General features: G+C 66.3%; 23 protein-coding genes and 1 other RNA gene. 14 read left to right on the top strand and 10 right to left on the bottom strand.

All coding sequences use genetic code 11. The features are described 5' to 3' along the window. Positions 1 to 161: 161 nt before the first annotated feature. The 6 genes from glpD to ABS769_RS03880 all read right to left on the bottom strand — a co-directional run bounded on the left by glpD (position 162) and on the right by ABS769_RS03880 (position 5,765). Positions 162 to 1,676, bottom strand: coding sequence for a glycerol-3-phosphate dehydrogenase (gene glpD / locus ABS769_RS03855; RefSeq protein ID WP_317060931.1), 1,515 nt, complete (start codon positions 1,674 to 1,676; stop codon positions 162 to 164). Between the two features lie 223 nt (positions 1,677 to 1,899). Further along, complete coding sequence (locus tag ABS769_RS03860; protein WP_317060932.1) at positions 1,900 to 2,727, bottom strand: DeoR/GlpR family DNA-binding transcription regulator; 828 nt, start codon at positions 2,725 to 2,727, stop codon at positions 1,900 to 1,902. A gap of 11 nt (positions 2,728 to 2,738) precedes the next feature. Beyond that, positions 2,739 to 2,828: non-coding RNA, sX9 sRNA (locus ABS769_RS03865), on the bottom strand. Between the two features lie 59 nt (positions 2,829 to 2,887). Next, on the bottom strand, positions 2,888 to 3,871 hold the full coding sequence (locus ABS769_RS03870) for a PDR/VanB family oxidoreductase (protein WP_317060933.1): 984 nt from the start codon (positions 3,869 to 3,871) through the stop codon (positions 2,888 to 2,890). Continuing rightward, on the bottom strand, positions 3,864 to 4,667 hold the full coding sequence (locus ABS769_RS03875) for a GntR family transcriptional regulator (protein ID WP_317060934.1): 804 nt from the start codon (positions 4,665 to 4,667) through the stop codon (positions 3,864 to 3,866). Before ABS769_RS03875 ends, ABS769_RS03870 begins: the two co-directional genes overlap by 8 nt. A 21-nt stretch (positions 4,668 to 4,688) precedes the next feature. Then, a complete protein-coding gene (locus ABS769_RS03880) occupies positions 4,689 to 5,765 on the bottom strand; it encodes an aromatic ring-hydroxylating dioxygenase subunit alpha (protein WP_006449036.1) in 1,077 nt (358 codons plus the stop codon). 256 nt (positions 5,766 to 6,021) lie between these two features. On the opposite strand from ABS769_RS03880, the gene ABS769_RS03885 reads away from it, so the two are divergent. The 9 genes from ABS769_RS03885 (at position 6,022) to ABS769_RS03925 (ending at position 14,182) form a co-directional block, all read left to right on the top strand. Next, on the top strand, positions 6,022 to 6,885 hold the full coding sequence (locus tag ABS769_RS03885; protein ID WP_317060935.1) for a CoA transferase subunit A: 864 nt from the start codon (positions 6,022 to 6,024) through the stop codon (positions 6,883 to 6,885). Continuing rightward, positions 6,882 to 7,670: a CoA-transferase subunit beta gene (locus ABS769_RS03890; protein ID WP_039517333.1), complete on the top strand. Its 789-nt coding sequence runs from the start codon at positions 6,882 to 6,884 to the stop codon at positions 7,668 to 7,670. The genes ABS769_RS03885 and ABS769_RS03890 overlap by 4 nt, the downstream gene beginning before the upstream one ends. Further along, positions 7,667 to 8,875 carry a 3-oxoadipyl-CoA thiolase gene (gene pcaF / locus ABS769_RS03895; RefSeq protein WP_317060936.1) on the top strand — a complete coding sequence of 403 codons (1,209 nt, stop codon included), beginning with the start codon at positions 7,667 to 7,669 and terminating at the stop codon, positions 8,873 to 8,875. Before ABS769_RS03890 ends, pcaF begins: the two co-directional genes overlap by 4 nt. Before the next feature lie 114 nt (positions 8,876 to 8,989). Then, positions 8,990 to 9,718, top strand: a complete 729-nt coding sequence (gene pcaH / locus ABS769_RS03900) for a protocatechuate 3,4-dioxygenase subunit beta (protein WP_023902289.1) — start codon at positions 8,990 to 8,992, stop codon at positions 9,716 to 9,718. Positions 9,719 to 9,722: 4 nt separating this feature from the next. Further along, positions 9,723 to 10,286, top strand: coding sequence for a protocatechuate 3,4-dioxygenase subunit alpha (pcaG, locus tag ABS769_RS03905; protein ID WP_317060937.1), 564 nt, complete (start codon positions 9,723 to 9,725; stop codon positions 10,284 to 10,286). Positions 10,287 to 10,397: 111 nt separating this feature from the next. After that, positions 10,398 to 11,750: a 3-carboxy-cis,cis-muconate cycloisomerase gene (locus ABS769_RS03910; RefSeq protein WP_317060939.1), complete on the top strand. Its 1,353-nt coding sequence runs from the start codon at positions 10,398 to 10,400 to the stop codon at positions 11,748 to 11,750. A gap of 10 nt (positions 11,751 to 11,760) precedes the next feature. Then, positions 11,761 to 12,543: a 3-oxoadipate enol-lactonase gene (gene pcaD, locus ABS769_RS03915; protein WP_317060940.1), complete on the top strand. Its 783-nt coding sequence runs from the start codon at positions 11,761 to 11,763 to the stop codon at positions 12,541 to 12,543. 64 nt (positions 12,544 to 12,607) lie between these two features. Then, positions 12,608 to 12,994, top strand: coding sequence for a 4-carboxymuconolactone decarboxylase (pcaC, locus tag ABS769_RS03920; protein WP_006449044.1), 387 nt, complete (start codon positions 12,608 to 12,610; stop codon positions 12,992 to 12,994). A gap of 261 nt (positions 12,995 to 13,255) precedes the next feature. Next, positions 13,256 to 14,182: an alpha/beta hydrolase gene (locus ABS769_RS03925; RefSeq protein ID WP_317060942.1), complete on the top strand. Its 927-nt coding sequence runs from the start codon at positions 13,256 to 13,258 to the stop codon at positions 14,180 to 14,182. A gap of 16 nt (positions 14,183 to 14,198) precedes the next feature. On the opposite strand, the gene ABS769_RS03930 is transcribed toward ABS769_RS03925, so the two are convergent. Next, positions 14,199 to 15,059 (bottom strand): IclR family transcriptional regulator domain-containing protein, encoded by an 861-nt coding sequence (locus tag ABS769_RS03930; protein WP_055828399.1) that lies wholly within the window; start codon positions 15,057 to 15,059, stop codon positions 14,199 to 14,201. Positions 15,060 to 15,206: 147 nt separating this feature from the next. On the opposite strand from ABS769_RS03930, the gene ABS769_RS03935 reads away from it, so the two are divergent. Then, a complete protein-coding gene (locus ABS769_RS03935; protein WP_006451961.1) occupies positions 15,207 to 16,067 on the top strand; it encodes a PA4780 family RIO1-like protein kinase in 861 nt (286 codons plus the stop codon). Between the two features lie 352 nt (positions 16,068 to 16,419). After that, complete coding sequence (locus ABS769_RS03940) at positions 16,420 to 17,391, top strand: alpha/beta hydrolase (protein WP_317060943.1); 972 nt, start codon at positions 16,420 to 16,422, stop codon at positions 17,389 to 17,391. Here the strand turns inward: ABS769_RS03940 and ABS769_RS03945 are convergent. The 3 genes from ABS769_RS03945 to ABS769_RS03955 form a co-directional block, all read right to left on the bottom strand. Beyond that, positions 17,388 to 18,098 carry a DUF2490 domain-containing protein gene (locus ABS769_RS03945; protein ID WP_317060944.1) on the bottom strand — a complete coding sequence of 237 codons (711 nt, stop codon included), beginning with the start codon at positions 18,096 to 18,098 and terminating at the stop codon, positions 17,388 to 17,390. The genes ABS769_RS03940 and ABS769_RS03945 overlap by 4 nt on opposite strands. A 354-nt stretch (positions 18,099 to 18,452) precedes the next feature. Continuing rightward, positions 18,453 to 20,357: a tRNA uridine-5-carboxymethylaminomethyl(34) synthesis enzyme MnmG gene (gene mnmG, locus ABS769_RS03950; RefSeq protein ID WP_317060945.1), complete on the bottom strand. Its 1,905-nt coding sequence runs from the start codon at positions 20,355 to 20,357 to the stop codon at positions 18,453 to 18,455. A 581-nt stretch (positions 20,358 to 20,938) separates the two neighbouring features. After that, complete coding sequence (locus ABS769_RS03955) at positions 20,939 to 21,421, bottom strand: hypothetical protein (RefSeq protein WP_043910088.1); 483 nt, start codon at positions 21,419 to 21,421, stop codon at positions 20,939 to 20,941. 156 nt (positions 21,422 to 21,577) lie between these two features. On the opposite strand from ABS769_RS03955, the gene ABS769_RS03960 reads away from it, so the two are divergent. The 3 genes from ABS769_RS03960 (at position 21,578) to ABS769_RS03970 (ending at position 23,638) form a co-directional block, all read left to right on the top strand. Next, on the top strand, positions 21,578 to 22,537 hold the full coding sequence (locus ABS769_RS03960; RefSeq protein WP_317060946.1) for a pyridoxal-phosphate dependent enzyme: 960 nt from the start codon (positions 21,578 to 21,580) through the stop codon (positions 22,535 to 22,537). Further along, on the top strand, positions 22,522 to 23,139 hold the full coding sequence (locus tag ABS769_RS03965; protein ID WP_006451966.1) for a YdcF family protein: 618 nt from the start codon (positions 22,522 to 22,524) through the stop codon (positions 23,137 to 23,139). Before ABS769_RS03960 ends, ABS769_RS03965 begins: the two co-directional genes overlap by 16 nt. A 79-nt stretch (positions 23,140 to 23,218) precedes the next feature. Next, complete coding sequence (locus tag ABS769_RS03970) at positions 23,219 to 23,638, top strand: nuclear transport factor 2 family protein (protein WP_317060947.1); 420 nt, start codon at positions 23,219 to 23,221, stop codon at positions 23,636 to 23,638. Positions 23,639 to 23,850 lie beyond the last annotated feature (212 nt).

A 23,850-nucleotide genomic window follows, 5' to 3' on the forward strand; every position in this document is an offset into this window, starting at 1 on the left:
GGTCTCAATGACGCAGGCAGGGTGGTGCGGCGCGCATGTTGGCGCGCAGGGGTGTTGGTTGGTGCTCATCTGGGTTGCCCTCCACGTGACTCAGGATGATGCTGGCGAATGCGCCAGGATACGTTGCCGAACGACCCGTCCTCGCCGGCAACGCTGTTCGATCAGGCCGGTACCACGTCCGCCTGCTGGACCGATTGCGTCTGCAGATAGTCTTCCAGACGCTGGCGCCCGGCCGCATCGATGCGCAGACCGAGTTTGCTGCGGCGCCACAGGATGTCGTCGGCGGTCACGGCCCACTCGTGGGCACGCAGGTAGTCCACCTCGGCCTGGTACAGATCGGCACCGAAGTGCGTACCCAAGGCCGCGATGTCCTGCGCCTCGCCCAACAACTGCTCCGCGCAGGTGCCGTAGTTGCGTACCAGCCGCTGTGCGGTAGGTGCCGGCAGCCACGGCCGCGCGCTGCTGACGCGTTCGAGCAGGCTGGCGATATCGCGCTGTTCACCGCCGGGCAATGCGTCGCCACGCGCCGTCCATGCCGGCTTGCGCGCACCCAATGCGTGAGTCAGGCGGTCGACCGCCTCTTCGGCGAGCTTGCGATACGTGGTCAGCTTGCCGCCGAACACATTGAGCAACGGCGCGCCGTCGGTGAGCACTTCCAGTTGGTAATCGCGGGTGACTTCGGCGGCGTTGTCCTCGGCATCGTCGAGCAGCGGGCGCACGCCGCTATAGCTCCAGACCACATCGGCGGGGCTGATCTGCTGCTGGAAATACAGGTTCACCGCTTCGCACAGATACTGCACCTCGGCCGCGTCAATCTTGGGCGTGGCGGGGTCGTCTTCGTGGTCGACATCGGTGGTGCCGATCAAGGTGAAGTCGTGCTCGTACGGAATGGCGAACACGATGCGCCGGTCCGGTTGCTGGAAGATGTACGCATGGTCGTGGTCGAACAGTTTGGGCACTACGATGTGGCTGCCCTTGACCAGGCGCAGCGCATGCTTGTGCGGCACCGCGGCCACCTTGTCCAGGAACGACACCGCCCACGGACCGGCCGCATTGGCCAGCGCACGCGCCTGCACGGTGCGGCGGCGGCCGTCGCGACCTTCGAGTTCGGCATACCAGAACCCCGCATCGCGCCAGGCACCGACACAGCGCGTGCGCGTATGGATCTGCGCGCCACGCCTGGCGGCGTCCATCGCATTGAGCACCACCAGCCGCGCGTCCTGCACCCAGGCATCGGAGTACACAAAACCGGTGCGCAGCGATTCCTGCAATGGCTGGCCGACCGGGTGCGTGCGCAGCGACAGCCGGCGCGAGCGCGGCAGGCTGCGCTTGCTGCCGCCGAGATGGTCGTACAGAAACAGCCCGGCGCGGATCATCCATGCCGGACGCAGATGCGGTTGATGCGGCAGCAGGAAACGCAACGGCCAGATGATGTGCGGGGCCAGCCGCAGCAGCACCTCGCGCTCGGCCAGCGCCTTGCCGACCAGCGCGAACTCGTACTGCTCCAGGTAGCGCAGGCCGCCGTGAATGAGCTTGGTGCTGGCGCTGCTGGTATGCGCGGCCAGATCGTCCTGCTCGCACAGGCACACCGATAGGCCACGCCCGGCCGCATCGCGGGCGATGCCGACCCCGTTGATGCCGCCGCCTATCACCAGAAGATCGTATGTCTCGCCCATCGGTGTCTCCGTCCGGGCGCGCCAGTAGCGAACCCAAGTTGTCATGTTCGAACATATTCGAGCATCAAACCTTTTCGGGACGTGAAGAGGCGTCAGGCCTGAGAACTTGGCGAACACAGAGGAATTTGGCCTATCGAAGCCGGAAATTCGATAGTCAGGGCGGATCATTAGGGCGGCCAGATCGGCACGCCGCACCGTAAACGCACAAAAACGAACAATTGGCTCAGCCGGCGTCGCCAGGCTCGGCCAGATGCACCCGGGTGCCGGCCTCGGCCAGCACCGCGGCCAGTTCCTGCGGCGGTGGCCGGTCGGTGAACCAGTCGTGCACCTGGGCGATCGCGCCTAGCCGCACCATGGCGTTGCGGCCGAACTTGCTGTGGTCGGCAGCCAGCAGCACCTGCCGCGAGTGCTCGATGATGGCCTGGGCCACCCGCACCTCTTGGTAGTCGAAATCCAGCAAGGTGCCGTCCAGGTCGATGCCGGAAATGCCGATCACCCCGAAATCCACCTTGAACTGACGGATCAGCTCCACCGTCGCCTCGCCAGTCACGCCCTGGTCGCGTCCGCGTACCACGCCGCCGGCCACGATGACCTCGAAGCTGGGATTGGCGCTGAGCATCACCGCCACGTTGAGGTTGTTGGTGATCACACGCAGGCCGCGATGCTGCAGCAATGCGCGTGCCACCTCTTCATTGGTGGTGCCCAGGTTGATGAACAGCGAGGCATCGTCGGGAATGAAGCGGGCGACCTGGGCGGCGATGTGCTGCTTTTCGCGCGCCTGTAGCGCCTTGCGCGCGGTGTAGGCCAGGTTTTCCACGCTAGAGGGCATGCTGACGCCGCCGTGATAGCGGCGCAGCACGCCGGCATCGCACAGCAACGTGAGGTCGCGGCGAATGGTCTGCGGGGTGACGTCGAAGCGCGTTGCCAGCCCTTCCACCTCGGCAAAGCCCTGCTGCCGCACCAATGCCACCAATTGCTCCTGGCGCGGGTTGAGCGCCGGCGCCGGGACCGTCCTGTAGTGAGTCGACTCCATGCGCAGATGATCGCGCATGTGCGTGAGGATGCAAACACGGCTGCGTGCAAGCCGTAGCGAGCAGTCGTCAGGTGGGCGTGGACGGCGCACGCAGAAACCGCAGTGTGCGCGTGGCACACGCCGCAGCGAGTGCCTGCCACGCCTGGCTGATGGTGGGCGCGGCAGTTTTGCTGCGCCCTCAGCCCAGCTCGCCGCGATACCCCGTATCGATACTGATGCTGCCACCGACCGCGCGCGAAACGCAGGCGCACAGCTTGCGGTTCTCGCGGCGTTGTTCGTCGCTGAAGAACACATCGCGGTGGTCGATATCGGCCGCGCTGTCCAGCACCTCCACCGCGCACAGCCCGCATTCGCCACGACGGCATTCGGCGATCAGCTCCACCCCGGCATCGGCCAGGGCATCCAGCATCGATTCGTTTTCCGCCACCGGCACTTCCAGGCCGAGCCCGGGCAGCTTGACCACGAAGGCCTGCGCCGGCACCCGCCCGCTATTGCCGAAGGTTTCGAAATGCAGCCGCGCACGCGAACGCCCGGCGGCGTGCCAGTGCTGGCGCACTGCTTCGAGCATGCCCAGCGGCCCGCACACATACACCTCGGCATTGGGCGACAGGCGCGCCAATTCGGCGGCAAGATCCGGCCGCCCAGCGGTGTCGTCGCAATGCAGCTGCAGGCGCTCGCCGAGCAAGGTTTCCAACTCGTCCGCATACGCCATCGCAGCACGCGAGCGACCGACGTACAGCAGGCGAAAGGACCGGTGGCGACGTGACAGCCGCTGCGCCATGCCGATGATCGGCGTGATGCCGATGCCGCCGGCGATCAGCAGGATTTCCTCGCCACTCTCATCCAGCGCAAAGTTGTTGCTGGGCGGCGAGATCTCCACTACATCGCCGGGCTGCAAGGTCCACATATGCCGCGAGCCGCCGCGGCTGTCGGGCATCTGCCGTACCGCGATCTGGTAATGGCCATCGGAGCGCGGTTCGCCCACCAGCGAGTACGAACGCACATCGGGCCGGCCATGCAACTGCACGCGAAAATCCAGATGACTGCCCACCTCGAACGGGCGCGCCGCAGTGCCGGGATCGAGCACGATCTCGCGCACGCCCTCGCAGGCATCGGCAATGCTGACGACGTGGGCGCGGTGCCACTGGGTGTCTTTACGCATGGGGAACTCCGGGCAGAAGGGTGTGCTGGCTGCTGCCAGCGTTGGACGGATGGGCGCGGCCGATCAAGGCGCCACCGCGCACCTGGGTGATCGCCGCCGGGGTTTGCAGTACGTGGCGCAGATTGCGATGCGCAAGCCGTGCGTGTTCGCGCATCAGCGCTTCGGCACGCGCGCCCTGGCGGTATTCGATGGCAGCGATGACTTCGCGATGCTGGTCTTGCGCCAGGGTCAGGATCAGTTGTGCTTCGGCGCTGGTGGTCTGCGCCATGACCAGGCTGTTGGGCGAGGCGAACGGCAACTGCAGCACGCGGGTGAGTTCGCGGCCCAGCACATCGCTGCCGGCCATGGCCACCAGCAACGCGTGGAACTGCGCATTGGCCTGCACATAGGCGGTGAAGTCGATGGCGTGCAGCGGCGAGCCGACGATGCCGTCGAGCGTGTCCAGCAACTGGCGAGCCTGGGTCAGCGATGCGGCGGATGCCCCGCGTTCGGCGGCCATGCGCGCGGCCAGGCCTTCGAGCGTGCCGCGCAGTTCGATCGCATCGTGCACATCGCGTTCGCTGAAGGCCTGCACAGCGTAGCCGCCGCCCGGCAGTGCGCTGGCCAGGCCTTCTTCGCAGAGACGCTGCAACGCGGCGCGTACCGGCGTGCGCGACATGCCCAGCCGCTGCACCACCGCCAGCTCGGACAGCCGCGCGCCGGCCGGCAGGGTGCCGTCGAGAATCAGTTCGCGTAGCGACAGCAGCGCGCGCGTGGTTTGCGCGGCACTGCTGCGAAACGGGGTGGTCGGTGACATGCGAACCTCCGTCGCGGTGCTTTAGCCCACCATGCGCAGCGACAATTCCTGCGCGCGCTGTTCCTGTGCGATCAGCCGATCGATCACGCGGCGCGCCCACATGCCGCCGGCATCGACGTTGAGGTTGTAGAAGGTGTGATCCGGATGTGCATCGATGGCGCGCTGCTGCGCTTCCAGCACCGCCTCGTCCTCGCCGAACACGCCGGTGACGCCGGCCCGGGTCAGCGTGGTCAGGGATTGATCGTGCAGTGCATAGTTGCGCATGAACGCCCAGAAGTAATGGCAGGTGGTGTCGGTTTCGGGCGTGATGGTATTGAGCACGTAGCCGTTGACACCCTGGCTGCGGTCGCCTTCCGGCGCACCGGTGCCGGCGATGGCCACACCGACATCGATGGCGATGGTGCCGGGCGCTTCGAAACGGATGATCTGCCAGCGATCGACCTTGCCGTGGTAATCCAGATGGCGCGCGATCTGGCTGGCCCAGAACGGTGGCGCGTCGATATTGCGCATCCAGCGCGACACCACCACCGAGCGGTCGCCGTGCATCACATCGAACGGCGCTTCGGCGATCTCGTCCTGGCCGATGCTGGAGCCATGCACGAAGGTCTCGTGGGTCAGGTCCATCAGGTTGTCCAGCACCAGCCGGTAGTCGCACTTGGCGTAGATGGTGCGTCCATCGCCGGCCCAGGCCGGGTCGTGCGCCCAATGCAGATCGGGAATCAGGCTGGTGTCGGCCTGCGCCGGGTCGCCGGGCCAGATCCACACATAGCGATGCTTCTCGGCCACCGGGAAACTGCGCACGCAGGCAGACGGATTGATGGTTTCCTGCGAGGGCATGTGCACGCAGCGGCCCTGGGTGTTGTAGACCAGCCCGTGATAACCGCACACCACATCGTCGCCGCGCAGCTTGCCCATCGACAGCGGCACCAGGCGATGCCAGCACGCGTCTTCGAGTGCGATCACGGCCCCGGCGGTGCTGCGATACAGCACCACATCCAGGTTGCAGACCTTGCGCGGGGCCAGCGCGTGCTTGATCTCGTGGTCCCAGGCGACGGCATACCACGCGTTGAGGGGAAACAGCTGCTTGGACTGGGACATGACCGTGACTCCTGGGGTTTGTATACAACCTGGGGTGCGGATCGGCAGTGGTACGCCGGCTGGCAATCAGTTGACCCGCTTGCCAGCGCTGGCGTCTGCTTGCAAGCGAAGTTATGTATACACCGGAGACAATGTTGGAGCGTCAGTCGCCAAGCGAAATTGTGCGATTATCGAATATGCACACCGATAATCGGATTGACCGGGCTGTGCCGCTGCGCCTACCGTGACCGCACGCTCGCTGCGCAGGACTCTTGCAATGGCCCAGATCGTCTCCCTCTCAGAAGCGGTGTCCCAGCTGATCGCTGACGGCGATTGCGTGGCGATGGAAGGCTTCACCCATCTGATCCCGCACGCCGCCGGCCATGAGGTGATCCGCCAGCACAAGCGCGACCTGCACCTGGTGCGCATGACGCCGGATCTGATCTACGACCAGCTGATCGGCGCCGGGTGCGCGGCGGCATTGCGGTTTTCCTGGGGCGGCAATCCCGGCGTCGGCTCGCTGCACCGGCTGCGCGATGCGGTCGAACACGCCTGGCCGCAGCCGCTACAGATCCGCGAACATAGCCATGCCGATATGGCCAACGCCTACGTGGCCGGTGCCTCGGGCCTGCCGTTCGCGGTGCTGCGCGGTTATGTCGGCTCGGACCTGCCGCGCGTCAACGACAGCATCAAGTTCCTGCAATGCCCGTATACCGGCGAAACGCTGGCCACCACGCCGGCGGTGAATCCCGATGTCACCGTGATTCATGCGCAGCAGGCCGACCGCCGCGGCAATGTGCTGCTATGGGGCATTCTGGGCGTGCAGAAAGAGGCCGCATTGGCGGCGCGCAAGGTGATCGTGACGGTGGAAGAGATCGTCGATACGCTGGATGCGCCTCCCAACGCCTGCATCCTGCCGCGCTGGGTGGTGGATGCGGTCTGCCACGTGCCCGGCGGCGCCGCGCCCTCGTATGCGCATGGCTACTACGCCCGCGACAATCGCTTCTATCTGGCCTGGGATGCGATCGCCCGCGACCGTGCGCGCTTTCAGGCGTGGATCCAGACGCATATTCTCGATACCGAGGATTTCGCTGCCTTCCAGCGCGTGCACGCGCAATCGCAGCTACAGGTGGCCGCATGAGCGACTACAGCACCAACGAGATGATGACCGTGGCGGCGGCGCGGCGCCTGCCCGATGGCGCGGTGTGCTTCGTCGGCATCGGCCTGCCGTCCACCGCCGCCAACCTGGCGCGGCTGACGCATGCGCCGGATGTCACCCTGATCTACGAATCCGGCCCGATCGGCGCGCGCCCGGAGGTGCTGCCGTTGTCGATCGGCGACGGCGAACTGGCCGAAACCGCCGACACCGTGGTCTCCACCCCGGAAATCTTCCGCTACTGGCTGCAGGGCGGGCGCGTGGACGTGGGCTTCCTGGGCGCGGCGCAGATCGATCGCCATGCCAACCTCAACACCACGGTGATCGGCCCCTACGACGCGCCGAAAACGCGGCTGCCTGGCGCGGGCGGTGCGCCGGAGATCGCGGCCAGCGCCAAGCAGGTGTTCATCATCATTCGCCAATCCAGACGCAGTTTCGTGCCTGCGCTGGACTTCATCACCACGGTCGGGCATCTGGACGGTGGCGATGCGCGGCAGCGTGCCGGCCTGCCCGGCGCCGGCCCCACCGTGGTCGTCACCGACCTGTGCGTGATGGAGCCCGATCCCGTGACCCGCGAACTCACCGTCACCGCGCTGCATCCCGGCAGCACCCGCGAGCAGGTGAGCGCGGCCACCGGCTGGCCGATCCGCTTCGCTGCCGATCTGGCGCAGACCACCCCACCCAGTGCTGCGGAACTGCAGGCGCTGCGCGCGCTGCAGGCACGCACCGACGCAGCGCATGGCAAGCAGGCAGCCGGAGCCGAGGCATGAGCGAGGTCTATCTGATCGATGGCATCCGCACGCCGATCGGCCGCTACGGCGGCGCCCTGGCCGGCGTGCGCGCCGACGACCTGGGCGCGATACCGATCGCCGCGTTGATGTCACGCAATCCGCAACTGGAGCCGGCGCTGATCGACGATGTTTACCTGGGCTGCGCAAATCAGGCCGGCGAGGACAATCGCAATGTCGCGCGCATGAGTCTGTTGCTGGCGGGCTTGCCCAGCTCGGTGCCGGGCAGCACGCTCAATCGCCTGTGCGGTTCCGGGCTGGATGCGGTGGGCACGGTGGCGCGCGGCATCCGTGCCGGCGAGCTGGGGCTGGCGATCGCCGGCGGGGTCGAATCGATGACCCGCGCGCCTTGGGTCATGGGCAAGGCCGAGAGCGCGTTCGCCCGCACGCAAAAGCTGGAAGACACCACGATGGGCTGGCGTTTCGTCAATCCGCGTCTGCAGGGCGCCTATGGCGTGGAGTTGATGGGCGAAACTGCAGAGAACGTGGCGCAGCGCTATGCCATCGTGCGCGAAGACCAGGATGCCTTTGCATTGCGCAGTCAGCAACGCGTTGCCGCTGCACAGGCGGCCGGGTTCTTCGATGGAGAAATCACGCCGGTGCCGGTGGCCGCACGCAAAGGGGGCGAGGCAAGCGCGGTCGATCGCGACGAGCATCCGCGCCCGAACACCACTGCCGAGATGCTGGCCAAGCTCAAGCCGGTGTTTCGCCAGCCCGGCACGGTGACGGCCGGCAATGCGGCTGGTCTGAACGATGGCGCTGCCGCCCTGTTGCTGGCGTCTGCGCAGGCCGTGCACGCGCATGGGCTGACCCCGCGGGCACGCGTGCTCGGCTTCGCCTCGGCGGGTGTGGAGCCGGCCTACATGGGCATCGGCCCGGTGCCGGCCACGCAGCGCTTGCTGGCGCGGTTGGGCCTGACCATCGAGCAGTTCGATGCGATCGAACTCAACGAAGCCTTCGCCGCGCAGGCGCTCGCCTGCACGCGCGCGTTCGGGCTGGCCGACGATGCGCCACACGTCAACGCCAACGGCGGCGCCATCGCACTCGGCCACCCACTGGGGATGAGCGGCGCGCGGCTGGCGTTGACCTTGCTGCGGCAGCTGGAAGCCAGCAACGGACGGCTTGGCCTGGCCAGCATGTGTATCGGCGTGGGGCAGGGCGTGGCGCTGGCGATCGAGCGCGTGTAGTGCGCCCGTTGCAACCACCGCTGCCGTTACCGCACACCCATAGCGTTCTCGACGCTTGCAGCGTTGACGCCAGCATTCTCGACCGCGCCGCAGCGCAACCGATGGAGATCCCGCATGCGCGACCCCAGCTCTGACACGCCAGTCGATCCGCTGCTTGGCTATCGCCGCACCCGGATCGGCACGCAGCCGGCGTATCTGCATCTTCCCTATGCATCCACCGCGTTGCGCGGCCCCACACGCGCGCCGATCGACATCCCGGTCACGCTGTCGGAAGTCACCGGGCCGCGACTGGATCGGCTGACCCTGGGCGAGCATGCCGCCGATCTCACTGCCGGCTTTGCCGGCGAGCCGTTGGGCGAGCGCATCATCGTCTCCGGCCGCGTGCTGGACGAAAACGGCAAGCCAGTGCGCAACAGCGTGGTGGAAGTGTGGCAATGCAACGCGGCCGGCCGCTATCAACATGCGGGCGATCGCCACGATGCGCCGCTGGATCCCAATTTTCGCGGTACCGGCCAGGTGCTCACCGACGACCACGGCCGCTATGCGTTCAAGACCATCAAGCCGGGTGCGTATCCGTGGCGTAATCACTACAACGCCTGGCGGCCGGCGCATATCCATTTTTCGCTGCATGGCGATGGCATCGGACAGCGCTTGATCACCCAGATGTACTTCCCCGGCGATCCGTTACTGGCGCACGACCCGATCTACAACTGCGTGGACGATCCGCTGGCGCGCGAACGCATGGTGTCCAGTTTCGACTGGGAAAACGCGGTGAGCGAATACGCGCTGGCCTACCGCTTCGACATCGTGTTGCGCGGTCGCAAGCAAACGGTCTGGGAGTGAATCGATGAGCCTGCACACCACCCCGTCGCAAACCGTTGGCCCGTATTACCGGCTCGGGCTGGAGCCGCTGTATCGCGACCAGCTCGCACCTGCGCAGGCCACAGGCACGCAGGTGCAGATCAGCGGTTGTGTCTTCGATGGCGCCGGCACTCCGGTGGCCGACGCGGTGCTGGAACTCTGGCAAGCCGATGCGGCCGGCATCTATGCGCATGCCGCGGATACTCGCTATGAAACGCATGACCCCAGCTTCGATGGCTGGGGCCGCGTGCCGACCGATGCGCAGGGGCGATTTTCCTTCAGCACCATCAAGCCAGGCCAGGTCGCCGGGCCCGACGGCAAGCTGCAGGCCGCGCATCTGACCGTGCTGGTGTTCATGCGCGGGCTGCTGCGCGGCGTGTCGACACGGCTGTACTTCGCCGACGACCCGCAACTGAGCAGCGATCCGATCCTTGCCCTGGTGCCGGCCGAACGTCGTGCCACGCTGCTGGCGCAATCGCGCGGTAGTGGCAACTACGTGTGGGACATTCACATGCAGGGCGATGCGGAAACGGTGTTCTTCCATTATTGATCGCAGCATCATTGCGCGTTTGCCCATGCTGCGATGCGTGCGCACCGCGCACGCCAGTTGGCACTCCTGCGCATCGGTGCCATGCTGCCCGCACGTCAAGAGAGGCCATGCATGACTGCGACGTCTTCCCTGTTGGGATCCTTGTTTGGCGAGCCTGCGTGCGACGCGTTGTTCGACGACGCGGCGCGTGTGCAGGCGATGCTGGCGTTCGAATCCGCGCTTGCCCGCGCGCAGGCGCAATGCGGTGTGATCCCGGCCGAGGCCGCGCAGGCCATTGCCAATGCCTGCGACGTGCAGCACTACGATCTGGCCGCGTTGGCGCAGGCCACTGCACTCGCCGGCAACCCTGCCATTCCATTGGTCAAGGCGCTGACCGCACGCGTGGCCGAACGCGATGCGCAGGCCGCGCGCTGGGTGCACTGGGGCGCCACCAGTCAGGACGTCATCGATACCGGCACGGTGCTGCAGCTGCGCGCTGCGCTCGACCTGTTGCTACCGCGTCTGCAATACCTGTGCGCCGATCTGGCCGCACTGGCCGAACGCGAGCGCAATACCGGCCTGCCTGGGCGCACCTTGTTGCAGCAGGCGGTGCCGGTCACCTTCGGGCTCAAGGTCGCCGGCTGGCTGGATGCGTTGCAGCGCGCGCACCACCGCCTGCAGGCCTTGCAGCGCGATGCCTTGGTACTGCAGTTCGGTGGCGCAGCCGGTACGTTGGCGTCGTTGCAGGAGCGCGGCCTCGATGTCGCCCAGGCACTGGCCACGACGCTGGCGCTGCCGTTGCCTGCATTGCCGTGGCACACCGCGCGCGACCGCCTCGTCGAGGTCGGCTGCGCCTTCGGCCTGTTGGCCGGCACCTTGGGCAAGATCGGCGGCGATGTGGTGCTGCTGATGCAATCGGAAGTCGGCGAAGTGTTCGAGCCTGCCGCTGCCGGCAAGGGCGGCTCCTCGGCAATGCCGCACAAACGCAATCCGGTCTCCAGCGTCGCCGCGATTGCGGCTGCCACGCGCGTGCCCGGCCTGGTCGCGACCTTGTTCAGCGCGATGGCGCAGCCGCATGAGCGCGCCGCCGGGCAATGGCACGCCGAATGGGAGACCTTGCCGCAGATCGTGTGCCTCACTGCCGGAAGTCTTGCGCAGATGCAGCTGTGCCTGGCCGATCTGGAACTGGACCGCGAGCGCATGCGCGCGCATCTGGATAGCCATGGCGGCGTGCTGTATGCCGAGGCGGTGGTGTTCGCGCTCGCAGCGCAGCTCGGCAAGGCGCAGGCGCATGCGGTGGTGGAGCAGGCGGTGGCACGCGCGCAGGCGCAGCAGCGGCATCTGCGCGAGGTGCTCGCCGAGGATGCACTGGTCAGTGCGGTGCTCACGCATGCGCAACTGCAGGCGCTGTTCGATGTGGGCAGCTGGCGCGGCATGTCCTCGGTCTGGATCGATCGCGTGCTTGCCGCTTCTTTTTCTCGCTGAAGGTACTTTGATGGCCTATCTGCAGTTGCCCACGCACCGCCTGCACTATCGGCTGGACGGCACCGAAGGCCGCCCCTGGCTGACCTTCTGCAACTCGCTCGGCACCGACCTGCAGATGTGGGACATGCAGATCGCTGCCTTTGCGCCGCACTACCGCATCCTGCGTTACGACCGCCGCGGCCATGGCGATTCGGACACGCCGCCCGGCCCCTACAGCGTTGGCGACCTGGGCCAGGACGTGCTGGCGCTGTGGGATGCGTTGCAGATCGATCAGAGCGACTTCTGCGGCGTGTCGATCGGCGGCCTCACCGGGCAATGGCTGGGCCTGCACGCACCGCAACGGCTGCGGCGGCTGGTGGTCTGCGCCACTGCGCAGAAGATCGGTAGCAGCGAGAGCTGGAACGCGCGCATCGCACAGGTGCGCAGCGAAGGCCTGGCCGTGCTGGTCGATGCCACCTTGCAGCGCTGGTTCACGCCGCCGTTTACCATCAGCCACGCGCAACGGCTGGAGATGATCGTGGCCGCGTTCGTGGCGACCTCGCCGGACGGCTATATCGCCTGCTGCCAGGCCGTGGCCGATGCCGACTTTCGTGGCGCGCTCGACACGCTGGCGCTGCCATTGCTCGCAGTCGCTGGCGAAGATGACCCGGTCTGCCCACCCACCGATCTGCGCGAGATCGCCTCTGCCGCTCCGCACGGCCATTACGCGCAGGTGCCCGGCCGGCATATCTGCAATCTGGAATCGCCGGCCGCGTTCAACGACACCGTGTTGCGCTTTCTCCGGGCCGACTAAAGCAGCTGCCAGCACGCCTACGCTGCACGGCCACTCCAACCATTCCCTAAGCAAGAGAGATCCAATGCACGAAGACGAGCGTTATCAGGCCGGCCTGCACGAGCGCCGGCGCGTTCTCGGCGATGCGCATGTCGACCGATCGCTGGCCGCACGCACCGAGTTCACCGAAGAGTTTCAGGAACTGATCACCCGCTACGCCTGGGGCAGCATCTGGACCCGCGACGGCCTGCCCGCGCATACCCGCTCGCTGCTGACGCTGGCGATGATGGTGGCGCTGGGCCACGACGAGGAATTCAAGCTGCACGTGCGCGCCGCGCGCAACAACGGCGTCACGCCCGATCAGATCAAGGAGGTGTTGTTGCAGGCGGCGGTCTATTGCGGCGTGCCGGCGGCCAATCACGCGTTCGCGCTGGCCAAACCGATTCTCGAAGAACAGGCCGCCGAAGGCTGAGCCGCCAGCGTCGCGTCAGACACTCTGACGAGCGACAAAGCGACCGAGCGCAGCCGAACCGGAACACGTTGCGCATGCCGGCAGCGCAACCACGTGTGTGTGTCGTGCTCGAGGCGCGAGCAGCAAGAGCGGCCAAAAAACGATTACGCAGCCGCCAGGCGGGCACGTCGGTGCCCGGAATCGGCATGTGCCACTCGTACACCGCCAAGCATCGCAGGCAAGATGGCCACTATCGGACATCACGTCCCAGGGAGATGACTCATGACGTTGCGCTTCGCCTGCCTGCTGATGCTGCTGCTCGCCACCTGTGCGCTGCAGGCACAGCCGCATCCCGGACCGGGCACGCAGCTGTCGCAGGTTCGCGCCGACGATGGCCAGACGCTGGCGGTGTGGTCGCGCGTACCGGCACAACCGCGTGGCACGATCCTGCTGGTACATGGACGCACCTGGAGTGCGCTGCCCAATTTCGACCTGCAGGTTCCCGGCGAAGCCCGCGATTCGCGCTCGGTGCTCGCGGCCTTGGCGCGGGCCGGGTATGCCGCCTACGCGGTGGATCTGCGCGGCTATGGCGGCAGTGCGCGCGATGGCAGCGGCTGGAACACGCCGGCGCGCGCGGTCGCCGATGTCGCCGAGGTGCTGGTCTGGATCGCCCGCAAGCACGCGCACTTGCCGCCGCCGGCGCTGCTCGGTTATTCCAACGGCGCGCGGGTGGCGCTGCTGATCGGCCAGCAACACCCGCAGGCGCTGTCTGCGCTGGTGCTGTACGGCTTTCCGGACGATGTCGATGCGGCTCCCGATGCCACACCAACGCCAGCCCAGCCATTGCGCGCACGCACCACGGTCGAAGCAGCCGGCGAGGATTTCATCACCGCCAATGCCGCGCCCTCCGGCGTGCGTGCGGCCTACGCTGCGCAGGCGGTGTCGGCCGACCCGGTGCGCACCGACTGGCGCGCGATGGAGCAGTTCGCCTTCCAGCCCGAGCAGGTGGCAACGCTGCCGGTGCTACTGCTGCGGGGCGTCGACGATCCTATTGCCACCCAGCCGGACAACGCGCACTTGTACGCACGACTGCGCAGCGAAGATCGCAGTTGGGTCACGCTGCCGCACGCCGACCATGTGGCGCATGTCGAAGACACGCATGCCGCCTGGGTGGATACGGTGGTCGGCTTTCTGCGCCGGCCGCGCTGAGCGTGTTCGACAAGCCCTAACTCAACAACGCCCCCAACCGCTGCGCCGCCTGCTTCAACGGCTCCAGCAACTGCGTCTGCATCGTCTGCAGGCTCACGCGCCCGGCCTGGGCGCCGATGTTGAGCGCGGCGATGACCTCGCCGCGCAAGTTACGCACCGGCACCGCGATCGAGCGCAGGCCGATTTCCAGTTCCTGATCGGTCAGGCACATGCCTTCGCGGCGCGTACGTGCCAGCAGCTCCAGCAGCGCCGATGCCTGAGTCACCGTGCGGTCGGTGCGCGGGCGCAGCGTGGTGCGCTCCAGGTACGCCTGCAAGGTGTCGCCGGGCAGGGCGGCCAGCAGCACCCGGCCCATCGAGGTGCAGTAGGCCGGCAGGCGCGTGCCCGGGCGCAGCCCGATCGACATGATGCGCACCGTCTCGGCGCGCGCCACGTACAACAGGTCGTCGCCGTCCAGCACGCCTAGCGAGCAGGATTCGTGCAACTGGTCACGCAAGCCATCCAGCACCGGCTGCGCTGCCGCGGTCATCGATGAAGAGGCCGCATATGCCCCGCCGATCCCCAGCACGCGCGGCAGCAGTACATAGCCGCGGCCCTGCTCGCCGACATAGCCCAGCTTGGCCAGCGTATGCAGCACCCGCCGCACCGCTGCGCGCGAGATACCGGTCTCCAGGCTGATCTGCGACATCGTCACCTCGCGCGCGTGCTGGGCGAACACGCTGAGTACCACCAGCCCGCGTCCCAGCGAGGTCATGAAGTCCGGGTCGCCTTGGGCAGCGGCGATCTGCTGCATCAACTCATGCGGCAGGCCGCGTTCGCTCCCGACTGCGGGCACGGCGGTGGGGCGTTTGCGTCGGCTGGCGGCGGGCTCGGGCATTGGGTCGCAGGTTGGACAGGTTTGCGCATGGTAAGCGCTCACGCCGATGCATGCCCCCGGTCGCAGCTTGTGCCTGGACATGTAATCGCTTCACCCTGCTTGCCGCATAATCGTCGCTGGTTTGTTCCGGATCGGTCCTCTTAGTCCATGAAAACCCCCAAGGGCCTGCAACCGCTGATCGACGACGGCATCATCGACGAAGTGTTGCGACCACTGAAGAGCGGCAAGGAAGCATCCGTCTATGTGGTCAGCACAGGCGCCGACATCCTGTGCGCGAAGGTCTACAAGGACATGGCGCAGCGCAGCTTCCAGGCACGCGTGCAATACCAGGAAGGCCGCAAGGTGCGCGGCAGCCGCCAGGCGCGCGCGATGGGCAAGGCCACCAAGTTCGGCCGCCGCGAAGCCGAGACTGCGTGGAAGAACACCGAAGCCGAGGTGCTCTACCAGCTGATGGATGCCAGCGTGCATGTGCCCAAGCCGCGCGGCTATTTCCACGGCGTGCTGCTGATGGATCTGGTCACCGACGAAGCCGGCCACAGCGCACCGCGGCTGGGCGAGGTAGAGCTGGAACCGGAGCAGGCGCGCGTGTTCCACACCAGCCTGATCGGCGACGTGGTCAAGATGCTGTCGCTGGGCCTGGTGCACGGCGATCTGTCCGAATACAACGTGCTGGTCTCGCCCGAGGGCCCGGTGTTGATCGACTTCCCCCAGGTGGTCAGCGCCGCCGGCAACAATGCCGCGCGCGACATGCTGCTGCGCGACGTGCACAACCTGCGCGATTGTCTGGGCCGCTTTGCGCCGGAGTTGCTGGAAACCTACTACGGCGAAGAGATGTGGGCGCTGTTCGAAAAGGGCGAGCTGCGCCCGGACAGCGTGCTGACCGGCCGCTTCAAGTTCGACACCCACCGCGCCGACGTACGCGCCATCCGTGCCTCGATCGAAGACGCACGCCAGGAAAATCTCATTCGCCAGCAAGGCCGCGAGGCAGCTGCGGAAGACGAAGATTAGGCAGCGGCTGTCGCGCCCTATGCGGCGCGACACTGGCAATGGCGCACAAGGCGCACAAGGCGCGCTGCCAGCGTGCACTGTTCATTGGCAACGTGTCGGTGCGCGCTGAGCGCGCCGATGCCAGCGCGTGCAGACGCGATGCGGCGCAGCAAAAAAACCAACTGACGCTGATTGCGTGACTGTCGCACAAGCCCGCCGAGTACCGCCCTTGCCGCCGCATGCAAGGCCAGTCAAGAGTTTTGCAGCGCTGCGGCGTGCATCAGGCAATACCATTGAAATTATTTATGCAATTTAATGGTGATTGATTATAAGTATCTGGCAGGCTCGCTCCTCGTCTCCTGGAGGGTCTGTCATGTCGTTTGATCCTGATGTCGTGCGCCTGTTTGCCCAGCTTCAACAATCCGGTCAACCGGCCATGGACACCCTGCCGATCGAAGGTGCGCGCGGGATGATGCGCGCGCTGGGCGCGCAGCTCGGCTTCCCGCTGGTGGAGATGGCGCAGGTACGCGATCTGTATGCCGACACCGCTGCCGGCCCGGTGCCGTTGCGGTTGTATCGACCATCCGAGCTTGCCCCTGGCCCCGCCCCGACCTGCTTGTTCGTGCATGGCGGCGGTGGTGTGGTGGGCGATCTGGACTCCCATGACGACGTCTGCCGGCAACTGGCTGCGCGTGCCGGCTGTCAGCTGTTGGCGGTCGACTATCGTCTGGCGCCGGAACACCCCGCACCGGCCGGCGTGGAAGACGTGATTGCCACCCTGCAGTGGCTGGTGGCCCAGCCCCATGCGGTTGGTGCCGATGTGCTGCGGCTGGCCATTGCTGGCGACAGCATCGGCGGCGCTATGGCCGCAGTTGCAGCGCTGGCCGCGCGCGACGCCGGGATCGCGTTGCGCTGCCAGGTGTTGGTGTATCCGCTCACCGATGCACGCGAGGACACGGGGGTGTACCCGTCGCGATCGCACAATGCCGGCCTGCCGCCGCTCACCGCAGATGCGGTGCGCTTTTTCAATCGACATCTGTTGCCCGACCCCGCCATTGCACAGGACTGGCGCGTCTCGCCAATGCTGGTGCCGGATGTGGCCGGCGTTGCGCCCGCACTGGTCGTGGTCGGCGATCGCGACATGCTCTGCGACGAAGGACGCGCCTATGCCGAGCGGCTGCGTGCTGCCGGCGTGGAAGTCACCTTGCACAGCTTCCCCGGCATGATCCACGGTTTCATCAACATGGGCGGCGTACTGCGCGCCGCCGATGAGACGTTGGCGCTGGCGGCACTGGTGCTGCGCCAGCGTTTGCTGCCCGCCATCGGGCGGTGGGCGAGTGACTAGAAATTGAAGCGGAAGGTGGTCATCAGCACGTGGTTTTCGCGGTCCACTGCAGGTGTGTTGACGAACTGATTCAGATACCCGACATCGACATTGGCGATGGCGTTGAACTTCCAGTTGATACCGACGAATACGCGGTTCTGATCGAGACCGCGTCGCGCGCCCCACTCGGTCTGATCGAGATTGACGAACAGTTCGTTGAACGCCACCCACGACAATTGCGGCGACAACGCACTGGGGCGCACGGCCCGGATCATCTGGCGCACCCGGTACCCTTCATCGCTGAAACCTTCGCGGTGGCGTTGCTCCAGACGCGTGCGGCTGGTAATGGTGATATTGGCAATCGGATCGAACTGATATTGAAACTGCCCCCACCAGCGATTTTCGCGGTTGGAGGATTGCCCGGCCGGGTGGCTGATAATGGTGTCGTAGCCCATCCAGACACTGGCTTTGGGATTGAGCCGGTAAAACACGGCGGGGCGCAGAATCAGTTGGTCGAACTGCTCGCCTTCCTCGCGCCAGCGCGGATGGATATCCATGCTCCAGTACAGATTTTCGACCGGCAACTTGCCCTGGGCATACACACTTAACCAGTAACGGCCATCTTCTTCGGTAGTGGCCATCGCCGGCGCGATGTTCGCCAGCATCAGCACTAAAAGCAGACAGGCACTGCGCACAGTTGCCTTCAACATCGCACTCGATCTGTTCATGGATTAGAAAGTCGTCATAGTTGATCGAGCATAGCAACTTCCCCCGTGCCGCTAGAGTCCGCCGGACGAGCGGCAAGCCTGCGCGGACCGGTGGCTTCGCACGTGGCGACATGGCATCGCATGGTGACATCCGCTGGCAACGTTTCGCGCAACGGCACGGGGCTTGCTGTGACCAATCGCCCGGCATTAAAGCATTCAGCTTTAACCGGTTTTCGCACTGCGATCGCCAGGCGTAGTACCTGATTGGCATGGGGCGTGATTGGTGGCGCGATCCATTGCATGCCACTGCAGCGGCTGTTGGTTAATCGATCACGCGTTGCAATGCAGCGATGTCATCGCTCACCCACACAGCACTTACGCCACCCGGCTGCGCCGCGCGCGTTCCAGATGCACCAGCAGCAGCGAGATCGCCGCCGGCGTCATGCCGGCAATACGCTGCGCCTGGCCGATACTTTGCGGGCGCACGCGTTCGAGTTTCTGTTGCACTTCGATCGACAGGCCACGCACGCCGGCATAATCGAACCCTTCTGGAATCGGCGTGGTTTCGTGGCGTTGCTGACGCGCGATGTCGTCGCGTTGGCGGTCCAGATAGCCGGCGTATTTGACGCTGATCTCCACCTGCTCGGCCACCTGCGTATCGTCCACGCCCGGCCCCAGCGTCGGCACGCGCATCAGCGCGGCGTAGTTGAGTTCGGGGCGCTTGATCAGATCCAGTACGTTGGTCTCGCGGCTCACCGCCACGCCCAGGGCCTGGGCCACTTCGCGCCCCAGCGCATTGCCCGGGGTTGCCCACAGTGCCTGCAGGCGCGCGCTTTCGCGCTGCACCGCCTCCTGCTTGGACGAAAATCGCGCCCAGCGCGCATCGTCGACCAGGCCCATCGCACGGCCCACGCCGGTCAGGCGCGCGTCGGCATTGTCTTCGCGCAGCTGCAGCCGGTATTCCGCGCGGCTGGTGAACATGCGATACGGCTCGGTGGTGCCGTGGGTGATCAGATCGTCCACCAGCACGCCCAGGTACGCTTCATCGCGACGCGGCGACCACGCCGGCAAGGCCTGCACATGACGCGCGGCGTTGAGGCCGGCCAGCAACCCTTGCGCGGCGGCTTCCTCGTAACCGGTGGTGCCGTTGATCTGCCCGGCGAAGAACAACCCGCCCACCGCCTTGGTTTCCAGTGAGGCCTTGAGCCCGCGCGGGTCGAAGAAGTCGTACTCGATCGCATAGCCGGGGCGGGTGATATGCGCCTGCGCAAACCCATGGATCGAGCGCACCAGCGCCAGCTGCACGTCGAACGGCAGCGAGGTGGAGATGCCGTTGGGATAGATCTCGGTGACCTCCAGGCCTTCGGGCTCGACGAAGATCTGGTGGCTGGTCTTCTCGGCGAAGCGCACCACCTTGTCTTCGATCGACGGACAGTAACGCGGGCCGATGCCTTCGATCTGTCCCGAATACAGCGGCGAGCGATGCAGCGCGCTGCGGATGATGTCGTGGGTCTGTTCGGTGGTGTGAGTGATCCAGCAGCTGACCTGGCGCGGGTGATCGCTGCGCTGGCCCATGAACGACATCACCGGCAACGGATCGTCGCCCGGCTGTTCGGCCATCACGCTGTAGTCGAGCGTGCGCCCGTCGATACGCGGCGGGGTGCCGGTCTTGAGCCGGTCGATCGCGAACGGCCGCTCGCGCAGGCGCGCGGCCAGCGTGGTGGCCGGCGGGTCGCCCATGCGCCCGGCCGCGTACTGGGTCTCACCGACGTGGATCTTGCCGGCCAGGAAGGTACCGGCCGTGAGCACCACCGAGGTCGCTTCGAAGCGCAGCCCGGTCTGGGTGAGGACTCCACGCACGCTGTCGCCTTCGGCGGCGCCGTTGTGGATGAGTAGATCGTCCACTGCTGCCTGGAACACGGTCAGGTTGGGCTGCGCCTCGACGATGCAGCGGATCGCATTGCGGTAGAGGGTGCGGTCGGCCTGGCAGCGGGTGGCGCGCACCGCCGGCCCCTTGGAGGCATTGAGTGTGCGCCACTGGATGCCGGCCAAGTCTGCCGCGCGCGCCATCGCCCCGCCCAGCGCGTCGATTTCCTTGACCAGATGGCCCTTGCCGATCCCGCCGATGGCCGGGTTGCAGCTCATCGCGCCCACCGTCTCGATGTTGTGGGTCAGCAGCAGGGTGCGGGCACCGGCGCGCGCGGAGGCCAGCGCGGCCTCGGTGCCGGCATGGCCGCCGCCGATCACGATGACGTCGTAGCGATAAAAGGAATCGGACATGGGCGTGGACTGGGAAGCGGAAGGAAGACAAGCGGCCGCGGAATTATCGGCTGAAGGGCGATCGGGGTCACTCAATCGATAAAAATGTGATGTAAATCACATTTTAGAACACTGGCACTCAAGTTGGCATGTTCCGTGCGGATATCCCTAATGCACCCGTCGTGGCATTGCGACATGGGCGCAAGGCTGGAATTGGAACAGGGGCCAGCCGCGCGTGCGATGGGGTAGCGTAAGGGTCGGTAGTCGGGGGACTGCCGACCCTTATTTTTTTCTGCGGTTGGCACCGCTGCCGATGCGCTCTGCCAGGCTGATGCGGTCAGGCGCTGCCAGGTTAAGCAAGGACAAACGCATAAAGCCCCGGCATGCCGGGGCTTTATGCGTTGAAGGCGCCGATATCCGACAGGGCCGGAACAGGGGGGATCCAGATTTCCCTGTCGGACATCGACATAAGTCAGTCGTTGGAACGCGTCAGGTCAAAAAATGACGTGGCAGGTCACACAGAGCACCTAGCTTGCAACCAAGTGCCGGCTGAACGCAAGCCCCCAATCTATCCATTTGTGGGCCGCGTCGCAGTCAGCAACTCAGGGGATCTGCTCACGGGTATTGCGGGGTGCGGTCTGCCGTTGAATCTGCCGAATCACCCCAGGCGGCGCACCGATGCGTGCCGGCGGCCGCGACGGCGGAGCGCCGGTTGCCGGTGGACGATTGGGCTGCTGCGGACGCGGGCCATTGGGGCGGGGACCGTTCGGACGCGGGCCATTGTGATACGAGCCGTTCGGGCGCGGCGGCCGGTATTGTGGGCGCCGATCGTTCTGCCGGTAGTAGTAGCCGCCACCACCGCGATAGACCGGATACACCGGGTAGTCGTACAACCCGATCGAACCGGCACCATAGGGGTTGCCGTACGGATTGCCGTAGAAATAAGGCGAGTAACCCGGCGGGTAGCGATACTGTACGGCCGGAGCGCCACGGTAATAACCGCCCGACCCACCGCCGGTGTAGTCGTAAGTCGCGCAGCCGCTCAGAGCCAGTAGCCCGGCGGCGAAGATCAGACGGAATTTCATGGATGGTGCCCTCCTGCAACCATGGTCCCACTTTCGAACCGATGCATTGAATCGGTCCTTAACTGTGTCGCTATGTGGCGCTTTTTCATCGATCCAGCATGCGCGGGAATTGTGCGCGCAACCGTGAAGAGTGGGGGATACGTTAATCTTGCAGGCATGATCGAGACGGTTTCTCTTGCCCATTCCGACGTCCTGCAAGCCGCTGCGCGCATCGCGCCGCAGTGCGCGCCGACACCGTTGCTGACCTCGCACAGCCTGGATGCGCTCTGCGGCGCGCAGGTGTTCTTCAAGGCCGAACACCTGCAGCGCAGCGGCGCCTTCAAGTTCCGTGGCGCCTGCAATGCGGTGTGGTCGTTGCCCGAGGAGCTGGCCGCGCGCGGCGTGGTCACGCATTCGTCCGGCAACCACGGCGCCGCCTTGGCGCTGGCCGCGCGCACCCGTGGCATCGGCTGCCATGTAGTGGTGCCGGAGGGTGCGGTGGCCACCAAGTTGGCCAATATTTCCCGGCACGGCGCCACGCTGTGGCGCTGCGCGCCGACCATCGCCGCGCGCGAGCAGCTGTGCGCGGAAGTGCAGGCCAGCAGCGGTGCGACGCTGGTCCATCCCTACACCGACCCGGCCGTGATTGCCGGGCAGGGCACCGCCACGCTGGAGCTGTTGCACCAGAGCGGCGGGCTGGACGTGCTGGTGGCGCCGGTCGGCGGCGGCGGGCTGGCTGCCGGTGCGGCCTTGGCGCTGCAGGCCGCGCAGGGTTGCGCACTGGTGCTGGCCGAGCCCAGCGGCGCGGCCGACACCGCGCGCTCGCTGGCGGCAGGTGAGCGCCTGGTCGATTTTGTCCCCGACACCATTTGCGACGGCTTGCGCGGCACCCTGGGGGCGCCGAATTTCGCACTGTTGCAGGCGGCCGGCGCGCAGGTGATCACTGTGGACGATGCCGCGGTGGTGCAGGCGATGCGGCTGATCTGGCAGGTGCTCAAACAAGTCGTGGAGCCGTCCTCGGCGATTGCGCTGGCTGCGGTGCTGGCCGACCCGGCGCGCTTTGCCGGGCGCCGGGTCGGGCTGATCCTGTCCGGCGGCAATGTCGATCTGGATGCGCTCCCATGGGCCGCGGCGTGAGCAGGCGCTCGCGCGGGCTCGGCCTGTGGGGCTGGGGCTGGCGGTTGTGCATGCTGGCGGCGATCTGGCTGGTGGGCGTGGCGGGCTGGATCGTGTGGATCGGCGACCGCGACCAGGCCGCGCCGGCCGATGTGATCATCGTGCTGGGCGCGGCGGCCTACGATGCGCGGCCTTCGCCGGTATTCGAAGAGCGCATCCGGCATGCGCTGGATCTGTACGCGCAGGGCTATGCGCCGCGGCTGTTGTTCACCGGCGGCTTCGGCAATGGCGCACGCTTTGCCGAGTCGCAGGTCGCGCGGCGCTATGCGCTGCGTCACGGCATCCCGCCGGAAGCGATCGTGATCGAAACCGAATCACGCACCACCCGGCAGAACCTGCAGCAGGCGCGCGCGCTGATGGAGCGTCACGGCATGCACCGGGCCATCATCGTCAGCGACCCGCTGCACATGGCGCGCGCGCTGCGGCTGAGCCAGGAGCTGGGCGTGGATGCGCTGGCCTCGTCCACCCCCAGCACGCGCTTTCGCAGCTTCCACACCAGTTGGCGCTTTCTGCTGCAGGAGGTCTATTACTTCCACCGCGACCTGGTGGTGCAGGGCGCCTGATGCCGGGTCTGCAGCGTGCGATGACGTTGCAGTGCAAGACGCGCTCTATGATGCGGCTTTCCCAGCGGCAGGTTCGAGCATGAGCGAGAGCAATCGGCAACGCGCCACCGGCCTGGTCCAGGCCTACTACGAAGCATTCAACCGCGGCGAGTGGGACGCCATGTTGGCGTTCCTGGCCGACGATGTTGCGCACGACCTCAATCAGGGGCCGCGCGAGATTGGCCGGGCGGAGTTCGCCGCCTTCCTGCAGCGCATGAACGACAGTTACCGCGAGCAGTTGCGCGACATCGTGATCACCGCCAACGAGGACGGCACGCGGGTCGGCGCCGAGTACGTGGTGCACGGGGTCTACCACACCACCGACGAAGGCCTGCCGGAGGCCAACGGGCAGACCTACGTGTTGCCGGGTGGTGCGTTCTTCGATGTGCGCGACGGCAAGCTCATCCGCGTCACCAACTACTACAACCTGCAGGAATGGATCGCGCAGGTCTCACGCTGATTGCATCGACCGGCATGGACTAGCTCTGCGTAGGAGCGTGCCTGCGCGCGATGAGGCCGGCAATGCCTGGTCGCGCCCGGGTGCGCTCCTACGTGGGGGGCTTGGCGCGACTGCATCGCAATGCATGGCCTGCTTGGGCCGATCGGTATGGGCGGCCAGACCTGTGTAGGAGCGCGCTTGCGCGCGTTGAGGGTTTCTCGGTAACGCTTCAT

It is taken from the genome of Xanthomonas hortorum, from assembly GCF_040279205.1.
GTDB classification, from domain to species: domain Bacteria; phylum Pseudomonadota; class Gammaproteobacteria; order Xanthomonadales; family Xanthomonadaceae; genus Xanthomonas; species Xanthomonas hortorum_F.